Below are 18,833 nucleotides of genomic sequence, written 5' to 3'. Positions count from 1 at the left end.
TTGTATCAAACATCATTAATTTTGATTAACGGTATTGAGAGGGATAAAACTCAATACACAGTGGATACAAATAAGATCGGGGGTTCACTACTGTGCTTGCTCAGCAAGCGTAGAAGAAGTAGTGCTTGATTTCGTATGCAACCAAAGTCCAGTCGCTTTCATTAGATAACCAAACACACCACCTAGCAGCAAAGATGGAATGACAAGTTGCCAGTTTCCATCAGCGGCAAATGTTGCGCAGGAACCAATAAAAGTGCCTGGAATGTACGCGAGCCAAGCCTGTTTCGCTTGAATACACATGAAAAATGCCACAATAGCGGTAATCACATAACCGATAATTTCCAAACCAACGTAAGTTGAACCGTGGATAATTACCATTGCCCAGAATACACCCGTCATATTAGTGATTAAGCTGATACCAAGTCCTTTCAATCCACTAGTTGGCGCAGCAAAGTAGCTCGTGCAACCTAAAAAACCAGCCCAAGAAAGCAAACCTAAAGAAATGGCGATCCAACCCCATACGCCAGATAAAATTCCAGTAGTGATAGAGATAGCTAAAAGTGTCGTCATGGTAGTCGTACCTGCTTGGCTATTATCGTACCCATATGGCTCAATAACTGCCTTCATACATTGAAATCAAGGACACATGTTAGATACATCAGTCTTGTTTATCGGTGATAATGATCACAATAAGGTTATAACAATTTCATGACTTGCACTAAAAGTTTGACGCAACCGATAAATCAACAGATTTAGGGAGTGAGTATTTCTAGTGCTAGGTAAAAAGGATGTGTGTTGGATAGCTCCAATAGGTCACTCCAGCAAGCTTTAACGAGACTGGGAAGCTAATATCGGCGTGCAGAATCATGGGTCACCAAGTGAGTGCATAAAAGCTCCTGAATCACACTTGTTCTTCGAAGTTCAGTATACTGTACATAGAAATATGCCACTCCCAATTAAGCGAGTGGCATTGCTGTGCTTCTAGAGTTTATTGCGTGTATTGAGTAGTAACTTACAATACCGAAGGCTTACCTTTCATCATGCGCATACCTTCTCGTTTAATGCAGTCGACTAGTGGGTTTTCTGCCATATCAGCTCGCCATATAAATGAAAGTGTCCTTTCCATTTTTAGCTCGGGCACATTTAACGCAACAAGATGACCCGCTTCTATATATCGCTCTACATCTAAATACGGTAAACAAGTAAGGTACTGGCCGTTAGCAACTAAGCTGCGTAACACCGGAACGTGCTCGTACTCTCGCCACACATCCAAATCTTCAATTAGATGATGAATAGAGCTATCAAATGTTTTTCGTGTGCCAGAGCCATGCTCTCTCAACACCCACTTCGCTTGTTCTAACTGCGCGAGGCTTACAGATTGATTGCGAGCAAAAGGATGATGAGATGCAGCGACAACAGTAAGATGGTCTCGGCACCAGACTTCTTGGTGCAAACGGTTATCGTCACAACGCCCCTCGATGATCCCTAAATCATATTTATAATCTAATACGCCATCAATAACCCCTTTTGTACTCTGCACACCAAGGGAAATACGCATTTCTGGAAAGTCATTATCAATGATACTGATAAGGTCTGGAACCAGATGCTCTGCCGGAGTTTGACTCGCGCCCATGCGAATCTCACCGCTTAACAAATGTTGCTCATAAAAGCCCATTTCAATCTGCAGTGCGTCTTGTAATAAGCGTTTTGCTTTTGGTCGTAACCACATACCCCAATGGGTTAACGCCATTTGCTTGCCCTGCCTCTCAAATAAAGGCCTGCCAAGCATTTTTTCTAATTGCGCAAGCGACATACTTGTCGCTGATTGTGTCAAAGCCAGTTTCTCTGCGGCCTGGCTTACACTGCCGGTATCTGCAACTGCGTCAAAAACCGCTAATTGCTTAAGTGAGTAGCGCAAAGTGTCCTCCATTATTGGTGAGTATTTTTCATACCCTCACAATCGTTAAAAACATGCCCCAATAAGCAATAGAGTTCATTTTACCTAGCCGCATAAAGTTATCAATTAATTTGATGAGGTTTCTAAATATTATCAATTTTACCTACCAAACCCTTCTCCTTATTCTGACTGTGCGGTTCGGGAACACCGCAAGCCTCAATGACTTTGAGACTGAAGTCATTGAGGCTTCTAAATAAAAACAACAATTTCATTTTTGAGTTAATAACCAAGGAATTTTTATGCGATTACAAATTAAGGAGTCAATATGGCGGTGACCAGCTCTCAAAATCACCAGTACTTTTCTCCAAAAGAAATGATGGCTGAAGCGGAAAAATTTGCGTTAAGTAAAGCAAACAAAACCAGCAGTATGACACTGAGTCTTGCCATCATGGCGGGCGCGTTCATTGGATTGGCGTTCTTGTTTTACATCACGGTGACTACTGGCAGCGCTGGCGCTGGTTGGGGCTTAAGCCGTCTTGCTGGCGGATTAGCATTTAGTATGGGCTTGATCCTCATCGTGATCTGCGGCGGTGAACTATTTACCAGCTCAGTTCTTTCCAGTATCTCATGGGCCAATAAGCAAATCTCGTTCGGAAAAATGCTTTCTATTTGGGGCAAGGTTTACGTTGGCAACTTCATTGGTGCGATGTTCCTACTTGCGCTAGTTACTGCAGCTGGTCTTTATCAAATGGATAGCGGTCAATGGGGGTTAAATGCGCTTAACATCGCGCAGCACAAGCTTCATCACACTCTCATTCAGGCGTTTGCGCTCGGCATCCTTTGTAACCTATTGGTCTGCCTCGCGATTTGGTTAACGTTTAGCTCTGCAAATGCAATGACAAAAGCAGCAATGACAATCATGCCTGTGGCCATGTTTGTCAGCAGTGGCTTTGAACACTGTGTCGCGAACATGTTTATGGTTCCACTTGGCATTGTTATCGCGAATTTTGCACCTGAGTCTTTTTGGGCCTCCGTCGGTGTGCCCGCTTCACAGTACGCAGACTTAAATATTGGCCACTTTATTACCGCTAACTTAATTCCTGTCACGCTTGGCAACATCGTCGGCGGAGCGGTTTTGGTTGGTCTTGCAAACTGGTGTATTTTTCGCCGACCAGAACTAAAAGCAGCGAATATATCTTCTATCACAACGACTACAACACTCTCGTCAGTTAAGGATTTCACCATGAAAAACGCATCTTTTGTTAAAGACATTATGAACCCAAAACCAGTTACCATCAGTGCAGAAACACCGATAGCAATCGCACTGGATGTGCTACTTGATAACAACGTAACTAGCGCACCTGTTGTAGACGTACAAAATCGATTGGTTGGCTTCTTCTCTGCTCACGATGTGATGGTAGAACTATGGTGTGAGGACTACATTCCGGTGAAAGACCAAAAAGTCGTCGACATCATGAGCCGCGATGTGGTCGCAATTGATGCTGGTGATCGTCTCGTTGATGTTGTCGAATTCCTATGTATCGATAAAGAGCAGTTGTACCCAACGAGCAGCATGGGCATCGCCACTCGCATGACGTCTTTATCTTTAGAAGAACGCGCAAAAAGCATCAAAGTGAGCAAGCCACAAGTACTTCCTGTACTTGAAAATGGCCAGATGGTCGGTGTTGTTACTCGTACTGAAGTATTAAAAGCACTACGCCCGATTTTTGGTGAGCGTTTAAACCTAGTAGAAAAAAACGAGTTAGAAACAGCGTAATTCATTAAACGCTTGCAACGTCTGTTGGCTTTCAATCGCTGTCACTGACTGGCTTGCCAATGTTGTCGATTGTGATTGAGGTAATAAAAAAGCGCTCTTTCGTTGAAGAGCGCTTTTACTGTATCTAAAAGAAGTTCGTTACTTCTTAACGCCTTCGATATGAAGTTCCATATCAACATAGCTTGAAGCACCCATTACTGGGATATCAAAGTCAGCAAGCTCAAGGCGAGTGTTACCAACGAAGCCAGCGCGCTCACCACCCCATGGGTCACTACCTGCGCCAACAAATTCAGCTTCGATAGTAATAGGCTTAGTAACACCGTGTAGCGTTAGATCACCAGTTACATCTAGCTTGCCATTGCCTTTATCAACCACTTTTGTGCTTTTAAAGGTCGCTTCGCTGTATTTACCAGCATCAATGAAGTCACCACTACGAATGTGCTTGTCACGTTCAGCGTGGTTGGAGTCTAAGCTAGTTGTATCAACAACAACATTCACTTTTGAATCAGCAATGTTGTTCTCATCAAAAGAAAAGTCACCAGAAAATGTATTGAAACGACCTTTGATGAAGCTGTAACCCAAGTGGCTAACTTTAAAGTTAATTGAAGCGTGAGCACCTTTGGTATCGATGACATAATCTGCAGCTTGCGCACCAAATGGTAGTGCCATAGCGATAGCTAATCCTGTAGCGAAGAGTGACTTTTTCATTTTGAAGCTCCTAACATTTTTCTTAATGTGTTGTCTTTATCGATAAAGTGGTGTTTTAGCGCAGCAATAGCGTGCAAACCTGCTATCAGGATGACGGCCCAAGCTGCGTAGAAGTGAATTTCACCCGCTATGTCTGATTGTCCTGGGAATAACTCTCCCGCTCCTGGCACGGTAAACCAATTAAACACTTCGATACCGCGTCCATCAGACGTTGAAATGAGGTAACCTGAAACAAAGATGGTGACCAATAGTAGGTACATAACACCATGCGCTGCTTTAGCAGCAAGCACTTCGTAAGGTTTGCCTTCTACCTTTGGTGACGCCGTAACATGTTTCCATACAATGCGTGCCAAAGTTAAAATAGCGAGTAAAATACCGACAGAGCGATGGTAATGTGGCGCAGTTCGATACCATTCGCTGTAATAGCTAAGGTCGACCATCCACAAACCCACTGCAAATAGACCAATAATGCACAGCGCAGATAACCAGTGCATCACGCGTGCAGTAAGGTTGTAATTCTTTACCAGTGTATCCATCTCAAGTTCCTAGATATATTCCTAAGTTAATGTTGAGCAAGAAACACTACATTAACCTATTTACGTCATATGAAACAGATTATTTACCATCATTTACATCCAGCCAATGGCACCGTATCTATCAAGTTGTTCGAATTTTTTGAAGGAACTTTAAATCGTTTATAAAACTAAAACTTACAGCTTAACTTCTTGTTCTATCTCATACAGCTCTTCGGACACTTCTAACATTCTACGTTCAACCAGTGATTTTGCATCTTCCACCCCCTTGTTGTAATAAATTGGCCCTAGTTTTTCTGTAATGAAGTCAATAAGAAATTCACTATCGAACTGGCCAATCTCAACATCTAGTTCGTCCTGCATATAATCTTGAATGGCGGTTGCCAGCGTTTCTTTTTGTGCACGTTCTAACTTTATCATTTTTGCCCTTTTTCAGAATTTTGTTCTATGTGTGCTTCTATCGTCTTGCTCTCTTAAAGAGTAGGCGCGATCATTTGTGAGAAATTTGGTGTTTAGATCAAGAAGTTGCCGAAGTAAATTAGTCTATTCTCAAAAGACTATGCTAACCTTTTGCAGTTCGTTTTGTTAATTATTAAGGGATATTCTTTGCTACTCGACCTAGTGATTCAAAGTGTTAATGATTTTCAAGACGACTGTCTTAAGCTGTGTGAAAAGCATTACCCTGCGGTACATAACCAAGGCATGAGTGAGCATCATCTTGGTCTCGCGTTTTCAAGACGAATGGAACACACTTTCCGTCACTTCGGATACAACAGCGTGGTAAAACCAATTGAAGTTTTAAATACGCCGGATCTGCCTCATCACTATCGTATTTCATCCGAAATAGGTACGGTTTGGGTCCTGAGCCACCATATGGTCAGTGCGGGAAACTCTTGTCGAGAGAACTTACTCTCATCAATTACGGAATGGCAAAGCGAATATGGTTATGCGCTGCAACCGAATGATCTACTCTTTTTAGTTTGTGATCATTGGATCAGTCGCAGCAAAACGAGCCGAGAGTTGCTTCATTGGTGGATGGGTGAACTGCCCGATCAGATCAACGAATACACGGAGCAAGGCATCACGCTGTACACCAGCGAATCGCAGCTCACGCAATCGTTAGACACTCGATTTGGCATCAGTCCTTGTTACATTAAGTTTGGTCATCCTTTACGTCGCTCGAACAAACAACAGTTGGTCAGAAAATACTTACAACTGTATGCAGTACTACAATGGTAACATCAAATTGCAATAGGAAGATTGTCAGTCATTTCATCAATTTGTTTGATATCACTCGACAAATCTAATCATCTCTTACCATCATTCTTGCTTGAGTTCATGAGCCCACTTAGATTCAGTGCCAATGAAATAAAAAGTTAGCGCGATAGCGCTGATGTAGAAGCATTGATTTAGGTTGTTGTAACAATGATGAGCACCTCGCAACTCCTTAGTTGCATCCGCAAACAAGCCGACGGGCAATATATTGCGAAATACGCAAAGCTCACTCCTCGAAGTGTCTTTCAACCTATATATAAAAAAGATATTTCTATCGTTGGCTTTGAGGCACTAGTAAGAATTACCAATGCTAATGGCACCATGATCAGGCCAGATCAGTTTTTCCAATCAAAAACCATTGCCGCTCAAGACCTACTCAATGTCGAACGCTTAAGTCGCCTAATTCATATCAAAAACTTTGCCCAATCTCACTTTCACAATAAACAACTGTTTCTTAATGTATTACCAGAAGCAGCAAAAATACTAGCCAGAGACATCACGTACAATAGGCTGCTAAAACAAACCATTTATCAATCTCATTTAGTAAATGAACAAATCGTCATGGAGTTGCTTGAGTTGAACGTAGAAGACGAGTCCTCGTTGTCGCAAGCAGCTCGTGAATTAAGCCAAGGCGGGTTTAAATTGGCGATCGACGATTATGGCGTCAATGCCTCAACAATTGAACGAGTGAAAGGCGTTCGTCCAGACATAATAAAGATGGATCGCTCGTTAATGCTGAGATACGAAAATGGTGACTGGAAAGCTCTAGTCGATGCATTATCACTAGCAAGAACGTTGCGCTCTAAAACCGTTATCGAAGGAATTGAAACCGAGCATCAACTTAACTTAATGAAAAAACTCGGTTTCGATATGTATCAAGGATACCTACTCGCTATCCCGCAAACGTTAGACGTTTATGAAGAGGCAAAAACAGCCTGACTATGTAAGAACAAAAGTTTGTGCGGTTTAGCGAGAGTTACGTGATTTACCACGGCTCTTATGAATCGCTAATTTTGCTTTTAGCTTACGCTTCTCTGATGAGCGGCTTCGACGGCGTCCACTACCATTTTTCTCAGGCTCGACTTCTTCTATAAGGCTTGGCTCGAAGCCTGCCAACCATTCTTGCGGTAGGCGTTGATCAAGCAAATTCTCGATAGCATGCAATAAATATTCTTCATCCCGACTCATTAGAGACACAGCTAACCCCGACTTTCCTGCACGGCCAGTACGGCCTATACGGTGGACATAATCTTCGGCTTTAAATGGCATATCAAAGTTCACCACTTGCTCTAACTCTTGAATATCCAGTCCTCGTGCTGCTACATCTGTCGCAATCAACGCACGCACCTTACCTTGTTTGAACTCATCCAACGCTCTTTGACGCGCACCCTGTGACTTATCCCCGTTAATTGAAACCGCTTTTATGCCATCTAACTTAAGCTCTTTTGCTAGCTCATCGCTACCTTGCTTAGTTTTTGTAAATACAAGCACTTGCTGCCAATTGCGCGAGCCAATCAAGTACGCCAATAATTCACGTTTACGCTTTTTGTCTACCGGATAAACCATCTGTTTTACCGTTTCAGCCGTCGTGTTTGCTGGTGACACTTCAACTTCAACCGGCGATTCCATGAGTTTGTACGCAATAGTCTTGATTCGCTTTTCAAATGTCGCAGAGAACAACAGGATCTGTTTTTCTGCGGGTAAACGTCGGAAGATGCGTTGCAAGTCAGGCCAGAATCCCATATCTAACATACGGTCGGCTTCGTCTAGAACGAGCATACTGGTTTTGGAGATGTTTACGTTGCCATTAAACAGATGATCCAAAAGGCGGCCTGGTGTTGCAATCAAAATATCAGCGCCCTCTTCTAACTTCCTCTTTTGTACGCCAATGCTTGTACCACCATAAACACACACAATGCGAAGTTCGGTTTGTGCAGAGTACTGATTCAAATTATCAAATACCTGCTGCGCAAGCTCGCGTGTTGGAACCAAAACCAATGCTTGAGGCGTACCGTTGAGTTTCTTTTGCTGAACGGTTTGTATAATAGGTAAACCAAACGCAGCTGTTTTCCCCGTACCAGTTTGTGCAGCAGCAAGTAAGTTCTTTCCTTCAAGGACATGTGGAATAGACTTTTCTTGCACTGGTGTTGGCGTCACGATATTTAGATTGCTTAGCGTCTCGATTAGCTTTTGTTCAATGCCTAAGTCAGCAAAATTAACAGACATGTGTAACCTCATTATTTTTGGAGCGCAGAGTTTACCAGAGCCCCAATAGCCATACTACTTTTCTATCTCATTGGGCTGAATCAATAAGATGTTGCTGAAAATCATACGACTGGCGTAAAACGTCTCGATAGAGTGTCGAGAACTTCTCTTCCAATTCTGTGTAATCACTCTCAATCACTTTAAATGTTGTAGTAAGGTCAGCCATTCTCGGGCTTCTTTGCGACATTCGATGTAATGCAAATTCGATATTATCCAGGTCTTGGTATGACTGAAGCCATCGACCGTGCCACATCCGGCTGTGGAGCACCAAAAAACGCGATGGCAAATGTTCATCAACGTCACGGTTTACTCGCTCGTATGCCGAGTCGACAAAGTGTTCGAGAGATACGGCATAAAAGTCGTTCCAGTGTTTTGCGAGACAATGGTCCCAGAACATATCGAGAGCGATAGGGGCAAAGCGCCGCGCAGTACCTTTGAAGTGAGGTTTGCATTCGTTAACAATAGGATGGTGATCGGTAATGCGGTCAACAAATCTATGTAATTTAATGCCGTTCGAGATATCACGTTCATACAGCTTGCTTGGATCTCCTTTTACGAAGTCTCCAAGCAAGTTTCCCAATAAATGGCTGTTACAGTGGTCTGCGATATGCAGGTGGGCTAGAAAGTTCATCCGACGCCAGTTTTGGCCTTTAAGGCTTGGTGTGACATGAACCTAGTATAACGTCAATTACGACGAGATGAGAGTGTTCCGCTATTCGGCTTCGTTGTCTGAGCCAACGTATTCCGACAAGATAATGCCAATTTCAAGCGCATCTAGCAGCTCTAGGCTCTCATCGTTTTGGTATTGGTCGCTCATTGTGACCTCCTTTATTTTAAGCTCTCTTGCTTGTACTTGCTGACGGCTTGGCCTTGCCATATCCACGTCAACAACTCCTTTTTATAGTCTTTATATGACACATTCATGACAGCGAGAAGTAAAGATTTAAAAACCTATGAGCAGAATCAAAAGTAAACGTTTGCAACCAGATTTCATATCTACTTAGCACTACAGAGAAATTGCTCTTTTATCAATATTTATGTCAATTTAAAGATATAACATACCGTTATAGGCGTCCTTAGATCTCATTTCTTAAACTAAATTTAGTTTTCGTTACATATTTTGCTGATTAACTTCGCATATTTTGTTTCGATATAGCAATAGATTTGGTCAATATCTTTTATCTCTAATGGAGCTTTAAATGAGAGAAGTTGAGTTTAGAACGATAGACAGGCTGTTTATCAAGATGTCTATCAACGACAAAATGTGGGTTATATTCCTGCTGTTTTTAGTAGCCCTCACTTCTGTGGCTGGAAGCCGCTACTTCAATGAAATACAACAATTTAAACAACAAGCGATTTCTGCTAGCGAAGCGAAACTTTCTGGTATTGTTGACGCTCAACCAGGTCTTGTTCCACAAATTGACGGCGTATCGAAATCAAGTCGCGTAAGCGAGAGCTCTTTTGTTGATGGCTCTGTCACCGCTTATGCAAAGTTGCATTCTGGCGAAGTGATTAAGTTGACTCAAAACGTATCCGCGCAATACGAATCTGCAAAGTCGTCAGCCTTAACCTCTCTGTTACTCAGCTTTTTATGGGTTGTTCCTTTTGCCCTTTTCTCTTACTGGGTTGCGACCTTTATAGGAGGCGCCCTGTGGGTTTTATATACGACAACCGAAAAAATTGGTGAAGGTGATTTAACCTCTCGCCTTGGTTTTCATCCTGGCCGAGACGAGTTTGGCACCATTGGTTGCGCGTTAGATAAATCGATGGACACCTTAAGTGAAATAGTTAACAGTGTGAAAAATAATGCGGCTACATTGAGTGAGACATCTTCTGCATTCGAAAAAGATATGCAGTTGAGCGAAACGCAGATATCTCATCAATATCAAACACTCGATTCCGTCGCGACAGCAATGGAAGAAATGACAGCCTCTGCAAAAGAAGTATCCAGCATTTCCCAACAAGCGACGATGCAATCCGATCAGGATGCTCAAAAGATCGAGCTAAGCAGAAATCGCGTGCAAAATGTGATTGGAGAAATTGAGACGTTATCCAGCTATATTGAACAGGCTTCCACGTCAGTAAACAACTTAAATGAGAACACGACACAGATCAATGACGTTATTACAACGATCAATGCCATTTCAGAACAAACCAACCTATTGGCTCTGAATGCGGCAATTGAAGCAGCACGCGCTGGTGAACAAGGTCGTGGATTTGCTGTGGTTGCTGATGAAGTGCGTACATTGGCAAGCCGAACTCAACAGGCAACAGTAGAAATTCAAGCCATGATTGAGAAACTACAAACCGAGAGCCAAAACATTGCTTCAATCACTGATCGAACCGTTCAACAAGCGCAAACCAGTAGCCAGCTTATTGATGAAATTGGTCATGATGTGACGTCTATTGCTGAATCCGCACGCTCATTGATGGACATGAGTATCCAAATTTCCACCTCAGCAGAAGAACAAAGCGCAGTCGCCAACGATATTGCATCTGAGCTTTCAGAAATTCGCAGCCAGTCGAGCACAATCAGAGAAGTTGCAGAGCAATCTACCGTAGGGGTAGCTAATCTCACTCAGGCGTCAGTGTCTCTTGGTGAGGTATTACAACGCTACCGCACCGCATAACTTTGCAGCATTTATGATCAACAAGGGCTCCTCAGGAGCCCTTTTCTTTAAACCGTTTTCAGCCGTTATCGTCGATATTTTCTACTACACACAAGTGGATATTTGAAGTGAATCTCAAGTTCTCGCTGTACCTGATGAAATAATGTTCATAAACAAAGCGTTCCGCTATGCTTAATCCTGCCAATTCCAATTTGCTGCTGGAAAACAATATGAATAATTACAAAGATACAAAAGACATCGAAAACCTAAGTTGCCCTCTCTGCCAGGGGGATGAATATCTCATTTCATCGGATGGAGAGAAATTCACATGCGCTGCTTGCGGATTTCATACAAAAAGCTTCTCATCCATCCAATGCCTACATCAAACCCCTTACCTACAGTCCAAACTTAAACATATCCATAGCTTAAGTACGGTGTGCCATTAAGAGATTAAACAGAGCAGCTAAATAGCTGCTCTTTTAATTCATCTAAATGTTGAATGCGAATTACGCGTTCATCATCAACACGATTGATTGCCTCACCATTAAATAGCTGTACGGTTTTAATGCCAGCGTTTAGTCCCGCTTCTACGCCTTTAGGTGTGTCATCAATATAAAGACAGTCGCTTGGTAAAAAGCCCATGCTCATTGCACTGTACATAATTAAGTCAGGTTCAGGCTTCCAACTATTCGCATCGAATGCAGAGAACACTTTCCCCTGGAAAGCATCGAGCAATCCTGTTAACTCCAATGCGTATTCTATTTTATCTTTCGGCCCATTGGACGCGACACAATATTCGATATTATGCGAATCTAAAAACTGAATTAATCGCTTTGCGCCATCCATCGCCTGTAAGTGGCGAACAAAAAGAGACTGGACTTCTTCACGGTATTGCGGCTCTAAGACATCAATAGGGACTTTGATATCTTTCAGCTCTTTAGTATCTAAAAGGATGTCAGCGAGCTTTCCTCCTTTAAAATGAGAAACGCACTCTTCCATCGTTAATTCTGCGCCATGCAGGTTAAATACATTGACGAGAGCTTGGCAACACAATCGTTCACTATCGACCAACGTACCATCACAATCAAATATCACGCACTTAATATTGGTAATTGCCATAGCCATCTCCAGACATCTTAAAGGCTAATGCCCTAGCTGATTTTAAAAATGTTGGCTTAATCTTATTTAAGTTTGGGATTGTTGAAACGACGAGCTTGGCATTTCATGGAAATAGAGGGGAGCAATTACATTTTTTCTAAGCAAGATCACCTATCGTCATCTTGCTTTGCTTTTTATGCATTTGAGTGCGCAAATTAGCTTTCAATAATCACCGAATCTAAAAGCTTGTGTTCGATACTTAGTCTTTTAGCAAGATCCGCCACAAACGAACTCTTGTATTTTGATTCAGAAACCGCGACATCAGAGATAAGCGTGTTTCCTTCAAGGTGGCTAATAATAGCGGCACCAATTGGAGCTCCAGATTTAAAACCAACATATAATTCAAAATCTGGCGTTAGAATTATCTGAGTGAGATATTCCACAATCATATCTTTATCGTACTGTTGATCCCAACGCTGAGACTGCAGGACAGAAAACATGATAGTAAGTCGGTGAAAATCGACCAGAAAAATATCGTCAGAGCTAAATTCAGAATTACTTTCAAGTAGCGTGTCTTTGTCGACCACTTGATAGGTTGCTTGTTCTAGTGCTTTGAAATAGACATCACGCCCTTTCAGACTCTCTGGTGTTGGAAATTCAACTTCAACCAGATCATACAGCCATGTATTTTTACGCTCGATACTGGCTAACTGTTGTTCATTCATTTTGATACCTTAGTTGCAAAACGAAATGTGCAAAGTGTTTCATTCTCACATAGAGTGAAGCTTAGACAGAGCGACAAGCGATATAAAGTCATATTGGGAGAAAGTATGGTCACTCTAACTCATCATTTCGTTTAGAGCAGTACATTAGCATGAAGCCCACAACAAACCTAGCGTACGTAGACCTTTCCTTGGCTAAATTTTGTTTTAGTTGCAAACCTCTGATAGATTTCATCAATATCTTTCCTAGTTAAGGACAAAAATAATGAAAAAGATGCTGTTAAGTGCATTGCTTGCTACTACGCTGGTTGGTTGTTCAGATAACGATGTTGCTGATGTAGGACTCGGTTGGTTTACTTTGAAAGACATCAAAGTCGGTGAATTAAAAGACGAGGTAGTCACGGGGGTTACGTGTCACATCGCTTCTATCGAAGCCGATTTTAGCTTGGCGGATCCAAGTGATAGCTCAATATCATGTCGTCAGACTGGCGAAATCACACCGGAAATGATTGCAAAAATAGATAAAAGCAAGTCTGGCGAAATTGTATTTAAGAAGTCAAAAAGTATTTTCTTCAAAACAATGAAGGTTCGCCGAATTTATGATGCAGACAACCAAACCTTACTCTACCTGTCTTACACAACAAAAGAGACAGACGGTAGCTTTAAGCACAGCCTATCGACAGTTCCACTTTGGGGTACCAAGGCTTACGTTGAGCCAACTGAAGTGAAAAAGTAACGCGGCTAAATTTGGATAGCTCCAAGCTCGTTGTTAAAGAGAATAACCGCTCAACAATCTGAAAAGAGACCAATTGTAGTAATATAAGCATCAGCAATTTAGGCTATCTTGGTCGCAATTTCTCCAGCTCGCTGATTTTTTCAGCGGGCAAACTTCTTTGTAATAAAACGCCACGATTTTCATTTTTTTGTGATACAATCCCGCCTCTTTTTTTTCTCACTCAAGAACAAGCATGAAGTTTCCTGGTCAGCGTAAATCTAAACACTACTTCCCAACTCACGCTCGAGATCCATTAGTAAACCAAATCCGACAAGCGCCTAAGCTATATCGCCCAACTATTGTTGGTGTCGGTCAAACCATCGTAGATATCGAAGCGCGTGTAGATGATGCGTTTTTAGAAAAATACAACCTAAGTAAAGGACATTCACTCGTTCTTGAAGAAAGCAAAGCAGATGCACTTTACGAAGAACTGGTTGAGCAAGGCCTGATCACACACCAATACCCAGGTGACACGATTGGCAACACGCTCCACAATTACTCAGTATTGGCGGATAGCAAATCCGTTTTGCTCGGCGTGATGTCCAAGAACATTCAAGTTGGTTCTTTTGCTTACCGTTACCTTTGCCGCACGTCTTCACGCATGAACCTCAACCACCTACAAACGGTAGATGGTCCTATTGGTCGTTGTTATACCCTGATTTCTCAAGATGGCGAACGCACATTTGCTATCAATGAAGGTCACATGAACCAACTACTTCCGGAAAGCATTCCTGAAGAGATCTTTGAGAAAGCATCAGCTCTGGTTGTTTCTTCTTACCTAATGCGCGGTAAAGAAGAGGATCCAATGCCGAAAGCGGTACAAAAAGCGATCGACTTTGCCAAGAAGCACGATGTCCCTGTTGTACTGACTTTAGGCACAAAGTACGTTATCGAAGGTAACGCGCAATGGTGGCAAGAGTACATTCGCGAGAACATATCTGTTGTTGCAATGAATGAAGAAGAAGGCGCCGCATTAACAGGCGAGACAGAACCGCTAGCGGCTGCTGATAAAGCACTTGAGTGGGTTGATCTTGTTCTATGTACTGCTGGCCCAAATGGCCTATACATGGCAGGTTACACCGACGAAAAAGTAAAACGAGAAACCACACACGACATTCTTGAAGGTTCAATTGAAGCCTTTAACCAATACGAATTTAGTCGTGCGATGCGTCAAGGAGATTGTGAGAAGCCAATGAAGGTATACTCTTACATTGGTCCTTACCTGGGTGGTCCACTAGAGATTAAGAACACCAACGGCGCAGGTGATGCGGCGCTTTCTGCTTTACTGCATGATATGGCTGCAAACTCTTTCCATCAAAAAGAAGTGCCTAACTCAGAAAAGCACGAAGTACGCTGTTTGACTTACTCATCACTTTCTCAGATCTGTAAATATGCAAACCGAGTAAGCTATGAAGTGTTGACACAACACTCTCCTCGCCTATCGCGAGCACTTCCTGAACGAGAAGATAGCTTAGAAGAAACTTACTGGGATCGTTAAGATCACAGCTTTAAAGCTAAAAATACATCAAGGTCACCATTTGGTGGCCTTTTTGTTTTGATCTGGCGCAGTAATTAGTAGATTTTGTTAGTATGTAGCACAGTATAGAGCAGTAAACTCTTTACATACCGAATCGAAACAGTACCATCACCGAGCAAACGTTTGCCCAGCAATAATACTTGCTCCAACTCAGATTGTTTTTCAACACTACCTGCGAGTCACTTTAGGGATTATCCATGCAGTCAGATATTGAAATTTGCCGAAACACACCACTTTATTCTATTGATGTTATTGCGGAAAAAGTAGGGTTACTACCCGAAGAATATGACACTCACGGGAAGCACAAAGCCAAAGTCCATCCAAAATGTTTGGAGCGGCTAAAAGAGAATGATAACGGTAAGCTTGTGCTTGTTACTGCGATCACTCCTACCCCACTTGGCGAAGGAAAAACCGTTACAACTGTCGGACTGGCGCAAGGTTTAGCTAAGCTTAGACAATCCGTTATCGCATGTATTAGACAACCTTCTATGGGGCCTGTATTCGGTATTAAAGGCGGTGCTGCTGGCGGTGGTTATTCCCAAGTTGCTCCAATGGAAGAACTGAACTTACACCTTACTGGTGACATCCATGCGGTGACGGCGGCGCATAATCTAGCTTCAGCCGCGCTTGATGCTCGCTTGTATCATGAACAACGCGAAGGCTATGATGCCTTTGAAGCACGTACTGGATTAAAGGCACTTAAAATCGATACGGCAAGCATTACTTGGAAACGAGTAATGGACCATAATGATCGTGCACTACGTAAAGTCAAAATTGGGCTAAATGAGCCAGGAAAAGTCATCAATGGATACGAACGCGACGAAGGGTTCGATATTTCTGCCGCGTCTGAGTTAATGGCTATCATTGCACTGGCTAAAGATTTGAAAGATTTACGTCAGCGTATTGGGAAAATTGTCGTAGCGTACGATTTGAACGGAAACCCGGTAACCACTGAGGATCTGCAAGTTGCAGGAGCAATGGCAGTGACATTAAAAGAGGCCATAGCACCGACACTGATGCAAACTCTGGAAGGTGTTCCTACGTTGATTCACGCAGGCCCGTTTGCAAACATCGCCCATGGAAATTCATCCATTATTGCCGACGATATCGCGCTAAAGCTATCAAGTTACACCGTAACAGAGGCGGGGTTTGGTTCGGACATGGGATTTGAGAAAGCGTGTAACATTAAAGCTGCCGCCGCCAGCAAGGCGCCAGATTGTGTAGTGATAGTAGCGACATTACGCGGCCTCAAAGCAAATTCTGGACACTACGATTTACGACCAGGTATGGCCATTCCAGATTCCATTTTTAATCCAGACCAAGCAGCATTGGAAGCGGGATTTGAAAACTTAAAATGGCACATTAATAACGTCCATAAATATGGCATTCCAGCTGTTGTCGCTATTAACCAGTTTCCCCAAGATTGTGAGAAAGAGCTTAAAATACTTAAAGAGCTGGTTCAGAAATTTAATCCGGAAGTTAAAGTCGCTATCAGCACCGCTTTTGCGCAAGGCGGGCAAGGCGCAACTCAGTTAGCTCAACATGTTATTGACGCTTGTGCCCAGCCTACAGAGTTTCGTCCTTTATACAGTAAAGAACAATCGTTACACGAAAAACTTATGGCTGTGTGTGAAGCTGGCTATGGTGCCGCCAATATAGAAATGAGTTCCCTTGCTACTGAACAGCTCAACCATTTTGAAAATCTAGGTTTTAACAACTTAGCGGTTTGCATAGCGAAAACTCCACTATCGATAACAACAGATTCCGCTGTCAAAGGCGCGCCGACAGGTTTTACCGTCCCTATCCGCGAGTTACGTCTGTGTGCTGGCGCTGGGTTTGTGTATGCGTTATCAGGCACGGTGATGACGATGCCAGGTTTGCCTGATAAACCTGCATTTATGAATTTAGACCTTGATGATGAAGGAAATATCGTCGGTCTCTCTTAGTGTAGCAACAACGTATAGTTGACTATAAAGGAAGCACGTTTAAAGAGTGAGTGGTTTACTTCTATATCCACTCACTTTGAACAGACGAAGAGACATGCTTGATTATCTTTATCTCACTGTTTTATCCTCACTTTACATTGTAAATCCATACTTATTTTCTCCCCCTTCCCTATAATCTTGCGCCAATTTGATGCGCGGCCTACTTAGCACTTCACTAATATGGTGCAATTACCTTGCGATGAACTTTTAACCCCTTTGATTTTTAAAGAGATATTCTATGGCTCGAATCTTGTACTAAAGTTTGCAGTAGTAAACACATCAGCACATGCACTTTCAAAACCTCTGCGCTGTACACCACTTCCTCCTGGTTAGCACCGTTTTGATGCATGCAAAAAAGGGAAAGGGAATAATATGGAAGACGCACTCGCCGTAATTTTAGCTGGAGGGATGGGGTCTAGACTCAGCCCACTCACCGATGACAGAACCAAGCCAGCAGTACCTTTTGGCGGAAAGTATAGAATTATAGATTTCACACTAACCAACTGTTTACACTCAGGTTTACGTAAAATCCTTGTTTTGACCCAATACAAATCTCATTCACTTCAAAAACACTTGCGAGATGGTTGGTCAATATTCAACCCAGAGCTTGGCGAGTACATTACTGCGGTTCCACCCCAAATGCGCAAAGGTGGTGCATGGTATGAAGGAACTGCTGATGCGATTTATCACAACATGTGGTTACTATCGCGCAATGATGCGAAGTATGTGGTTGTGTTATCCGGCGATCATATCTATCGAATGGACTACGCCGCAATGCTTGAAGAGCATAAAGAGAAAGGTGCTAAGCTCACCGTTGCCTGTATGGATGTTCCCGTAGAGGATGCTTCAGCATTCGGGGTAATGGGCACCGCAGAAAACGGGCTAGTTACTTCATTTATAGAAAAACCAGAATGCCCACCCACCCTTCCTGGAAGCAAAACTAGAAGCCTCGTTTCTATGGGGATCTATATCTTTGATATGGATGTTTTAAAAGAAGCACTCGAAGACGACTCAAAACTCGATTCATCAAGTCATGACTTTGGAAAAGACATCATACCTAAGCTGATTGATACGGAATCCGTTTACGCTTATCAATTCTGTGGCAGTAAAGGGCGCGTCGATAAAGATTGCTATTGGCGCGACGTGGGTACCATTGATTCCTTCTATGAAGCGAATATGGATCTACTAGAACCTATGCCGCCAATGAACCTTTATCAGTCCAATTGGGCGATTCGTACTTACGAGCCGCAGTTTCCACCAGCTCGTACTGTATCGTCAGCTACGGGCAATGAAGGTATTTTTATTAACTCCATCATTGCTACCGGTGTCATCAATTCTGGAGGCTCAGTACAGCATTCCATCATTTCCTCTAACGTACGCATTCAAGACAGTGCCACGGTAGTCGATTCCATCATTTTTGATGACGTAGAGGTCGGTGAAGGAAGTCAGTTGGTCAACTGCATAGTTGATAAACATGTTCGTATTCCGCCACATACTCAAATTGGCATCAACAAACTAGAAGATGCGAAGCGATTTAAAATCTCAGACAAAGGTATTGTCGTCATACCCGAAAGTTACCAATTCGACTAAACGACAAACCATCGCAACAAAAAAGCGCACGATCATCATCGTGCGCTTTTGTTTAAGTGCCT

Annotated in this window: 17 protein-coding genes; 8 read left to right on the top strand and 9 right to left on the bottom strand. The window is 42.7% G+C overall.

Annotated features, from left to right (window positions below):
* Positions 1 to 87: 87 nt before the first annotated feature.
* On the bottom strand, positions 88 to 570 hold the full coding sequence (locus ACWPOD_RS03320; protein WP_005395520.1) for a DUF1097 domain-containing protein: 483 nt from the start codon (positions 568 to 570) through the stop codon (positions 88 to 90).
* A 442-nt stretch (positions 571 to 1,012) separates the two neighbouring features.
* Positions 1,013 to 1,918 (bottom strand): LysR substrate-binding domain-containing protein, encoded by a 906-nt coding sequence (locus ACWPOD_RS03315; RefSeq protein WP_456231561.1) that lies wholly within the window; start codon positions 1,916 to 1,918, stop codon positions 1,013 to 1,015.
* Positions 1,919 to 2,222: 304 nt separating this feature from the next.
* Here ACWPOD_RS03315 and focA point away from each other — a divergent pair, with 304 nt between their 5' ends.
* Positions 2,223 to 3,674: a formate transporter FocA gene (gene focA / locus ACWPOD_RS03310; RefSeq protein ID WP_012842317.1), complete on the top strand. Its 1,452-nt coding sequence runs from the start codon at positions 2,223 to 2,225 to the stop codon at positions 3,672 to 3,674.
* A gap of 138 nt (positions 3,675 to 3,812) precedes the next feature.
* On the opposite strand, the gene ACWPOD_RS03305 is transcribed toward focA, so the two are convergent.
* The 3 genes from ACWPOD_RS03305 to ACWPOD_RS03295 all read right to left on the bottom strand — a co-directional run bounded on the left by ACWPOD_RS03305 (position 3,813) and on the right by ACWPOD_RS03295 (position 5,335).
* On the bottom strand, positions 3,813 to 4,382 hold the full coding sequence (locus tag ACWPOD_RS03305) for a YceI family protein (protein ID WP_005395526.1): 570 nt from the start codon (positions 4,380 to 4,382) through the stop codon (positions 3,813 to 3,815).
* Entirely contained in the window at positions 4,379 to 4,918 is a 540-nt protein-coding gene (locus ACWPOD_RS03300; protein WP_012842319.1) for a cytochrome b, read from the bottom strand. Before ACWPOD_RS03300 ends, ACWPOD_RS03305 begins: the two co-directional genes overlap by 4 nt.
* Before the next feature lie 174 nt (positions 4,919 to 5,092).
* Positions 5,093 to 5,335 carry a DUF2164 domain-containing protein gene (locus ACWPOD_RS03295; protein WP_005395529.1) on the bottom strand — a complete coding sequence of 81 codons (243 nt, stop codon included), beginning with the start codon at positions 5,333 to 5,335 and terminating at the stop codon, positions 5,093 to 5,095.
* A gap of 186 nt (positions 5,336 to 5,521) precedes the next feature.
* Between ACWPOD_RS03295 and ACWPOD_RS03290 the strand changes: the two genes are divergently transcribed.
* On the top strand, positions 5,522 to 6,154 hold the full coding sequence (locus tag ACWPOD_RS03290; protein WP_256951957.1) for a hypothetical protein: 633 nt from the start codon (positions 5,522 to 5,524) through the stop codon (positions 6,152 to 6,154).
* Between the two features lie 186 nt (positions 6,155 to 6,340).
* Entirely contained in the window at positions 6,341 to 7,129 is a 789-nt protein-coding gene (locus tag ACWPOD_RS03285) for an EAL domain-containing protein (protein WP_456231560.1), read from the top strand.
* A 27-nt stretch (positions 7,130 to 7,156) separates the two neighbouring features.
* Here ACWPOD_RS03285 and ACWPOD_RS03280 read toward each other — a convergent pair whose 3' ends face one another.
* A complete protein-coding gene (locus ACWPOD_RS03280) occupies positions 7,157 to 8,416 on the bottom strand; it encodes a DEAD/DEAH box helicase (protein ID WP_301645209.1) in 1,260 nt (419 codons plus the stop codon).
* Between the two features lie 67 nt (positions 8,417 to 8,483).
* Positions 8,484 to 9,086 carry an acyl carrier protein phosphodiesterase gene (locus ACWPOD_RS03275; protein ID WP_170892703.1) on the bottom strand — a complete coding sequence of 201 codons (603 nt, stop codon included), beginning with the start codon at positions 9,084 to 9,086 and terminating at the stop codon, positions 8,484 to 8,486.
* Between the two features lie 568 nt (positions 9,087 to 9,654).
* On the opposite strand from ACWPOD_RS03275, the gene ACWPOD_RS03270 reads away from it, so the two are divergent.
* On the top strand, positions 9,655 to 11,085 hold the full coding sequence (locus tag ACWPOD_RS03270; protein WP_456231559.1) for a methyl-accepting chemotaxis protein: 1,431 nt from the start codon (positions 9,655 to 9,657) through the stop codon (positions 11,083 to 11,085).
* 429 nt (positions 11,086 to 11,514) lie between these two features.
* Here the strand turns inward: ACWPOD_RS03270 and ACWPOD_RS03265 are convergent, their stop codons facing one another.
* The gene (locus ACWPOD_RS03265) at positions 11,515 to 12,183 is read right to left on the bottom strand and encodes an HAD-IA family hydrolase (RefSeq protein ID WP_046876077.1); all 669 of its coding nucleotides are present in this window, start codon (positions 12,181 to 12,183) and stop codon (positions 11,515 to 11,517) included.
* 194 nt (positions 12,184 to 12,377) lie between these two features.
* Positions 12,378 to 12,887 (bottom strand): flavodoxin, encoded by a 510-nt coding sequence (locus tag ACWPOD_RS03260; protein WP_167427482.1) that lies wholly within the window; start codon positions 12,885 to 12,887, stop codon positions 12,378 to 12,380.
* Positions 12,888 to 13,149: 262 nt separating this feature from the next.
* Between ACWPOD_RS03260 and ACWPOD_RS03255 the strand changes: the two genes are divergently transcribed.
* The 4 genes from ACWPOD_RS03255 (at position 13,150) to glgC (ending at position 18,771) form a co-directional block, all read left to right on the top strand.
* Complete coding sequence (locus tag ACWPOD_RS03255) at positions 13,150 to 13,620, top strand: CreA family protein (RefSeq protein ID WP_005397614.1); 471 nt, start codon at positions 13,150 to 13,152, stop codon at positions 13,618 to 13,620.
* A 232-nt stretch (positions 13,621 to 13,852) separates the two neighbouring features.
* Positions 13,853 to 15,157 (top strand): inosine/guanosine kinase, encoded by a 1,305-nt coding sequence (locus ACWPOD_RS03250; protein ID WP_258660152.1) that lies wholly within the window; start codon positions 13,853 to 13,855, stop codon positions 15,155 to 15,157.
* A 236-nt stretch (positions 15,158 to 15,393) separates the two neighbouring features.
* Positions 15,394 to 17,142, top strand: coding sequence for a formate--tetrahydrofolate ligase (locus ACWPOD_RS03245; RefSeq protein WP_446571459.1), 1,749 nt, complete (start codon positions 15,394 to 15,396; stop codon positions 17,140 to 17,142).
* Positions 17,143 to 17,553: 411 nt separating this feature from the next.
* The gene (gene glgC / locus ACWPOD_RS03240; protein ID WP_065646271.1) at positions 17,554 to 18,771 is read left to right on the top strand and encodes a glucose-1-phosphate adenylyltransferase; all 1,218 of its coding nucleotides are present in this window, start codon (positions 17,554 to 17,556) and stop codon (positions 18,769 to 18,771) included.
* Positions 18,772 to 18,833 lie beyond the last annotated feature (62 nt).

The sequence above is a fragment of the Vibrio sp. JZG120 genome (assembly GCF_053890955.1).
Note: the sequence above shows the minus strand (reverse complement) of the source record. Positions and strands in the feature narration are given on the sequence as shown.

Excerpts from the sequence above, each read along its gene's own strand:
- ACWPOD_RS03280 (WP_301645209.1), bottom strand. The coding sequence starts at position 8,416 with ATGTCTGTTAATTTTGCTGACTTAGGCATTGAACAAAAGCTAATCGAG.
- ACWPOD_RS03255 (WP_005397614.1), top strand. The coding sequence starts at position 13,150 with ATGAAAAAGATGCTGTTAAGTGCATTGCTTGCTACTACGCTGGTTGGT.
- ACWPOD_RS03265 (WP_046876077.1), bottom strand. The coding sequence starts at position 12,183 with ATGGCAATTACCAATATTAAGTGCGTGATATTTGATTGTGATGGTACG.
- ACWPOD_RS03245 (WP_446571459.1), top strand. The coding sequence starts at position 15,394 with ATGCAGTCAGATATTGAAATTTGCCGAAACACACCACTTTATTCTATT.
- focA (WP_012842317.1), top strand. The coding sequence starts at position 2,223 with ATGGCGGTGACCAGCTCTCAAAATCACCAGTACTTTTCTCCAAAAGAA.
- ACWPOD_RS03250 (WP_258660152.1), top strand. The coding sequence starts at position 13,853 with ATGAAGTTTCCTGGTCAGCGTAAATCTAAACACTACTTCCCAACTCAC.
- glgC (WP_065646271.1), top strand. The coding sequence starts at position 17,554 with ATGGAAGACGCACTCGCCGTAATTTTAGCTGGAGGGATGGGGTCTAGA.
- ACWPOD_RS03295 (WP_005395529.1), bottom strand. The coding sequence starts at position 5,335 with ATGATAAAGTTAGAACGTGCACAAAAAGAAACGCTGGCAACCGCCATT.
- ACWPOD_RS03320 (WP_005395520.1), bottom strand. The coding sequence starts at position 570 with ATGACGACACTTTTAGCTATCTCTATCACTACTGGAATTTTATCTGGC.
- ACWPOD_RS03285 (WP_456231560.1), top strand. The coding sequence starts at position 6,341 with ATGATGAGCACCTCGCAACTCCTTAGTTGCATCCGCAAACAAGCCGAC.
- ACWPOD_RS03305 (WP_005395526.1), bottom strand. The coding sequence starts at position 4,382 with ATGAAAAAGTCACTCTTCGCTACAGGATTAGCTATCGCTATGGCACTA.
- ACWPOD_RS03275 (WP_170892703.1), bottom strand. The coding sequence starts at position 9,086 with ATGAACTTTCTAGCCCACCTGCATATCGCAGACCACTGTAACAGCCAT.
- ACWPOD_RS03260 (WP_167427482.1), bottom strand. The coding sequence starts at position 12,887 with ATGAATGAACAACAGTTAGCCAGTATCGAGCGTAAAAATACATGGCTG.
- ACWPOD_RS03270 (WP_456231559.1), top strand. The coding sequence starts at position 9,655 with ATGAGAGAAGTTGAGTTTAGAACGATAGACAGGCTGTTTATCAAGATG.
- ACWPOD_RS03300 (WP_012842319.1), bottom strand. The coding sequence starts at position 4,918 with ATGGATACACTGGTAAAGAATTACAACCTTACTGCACGCGTGATGCAC.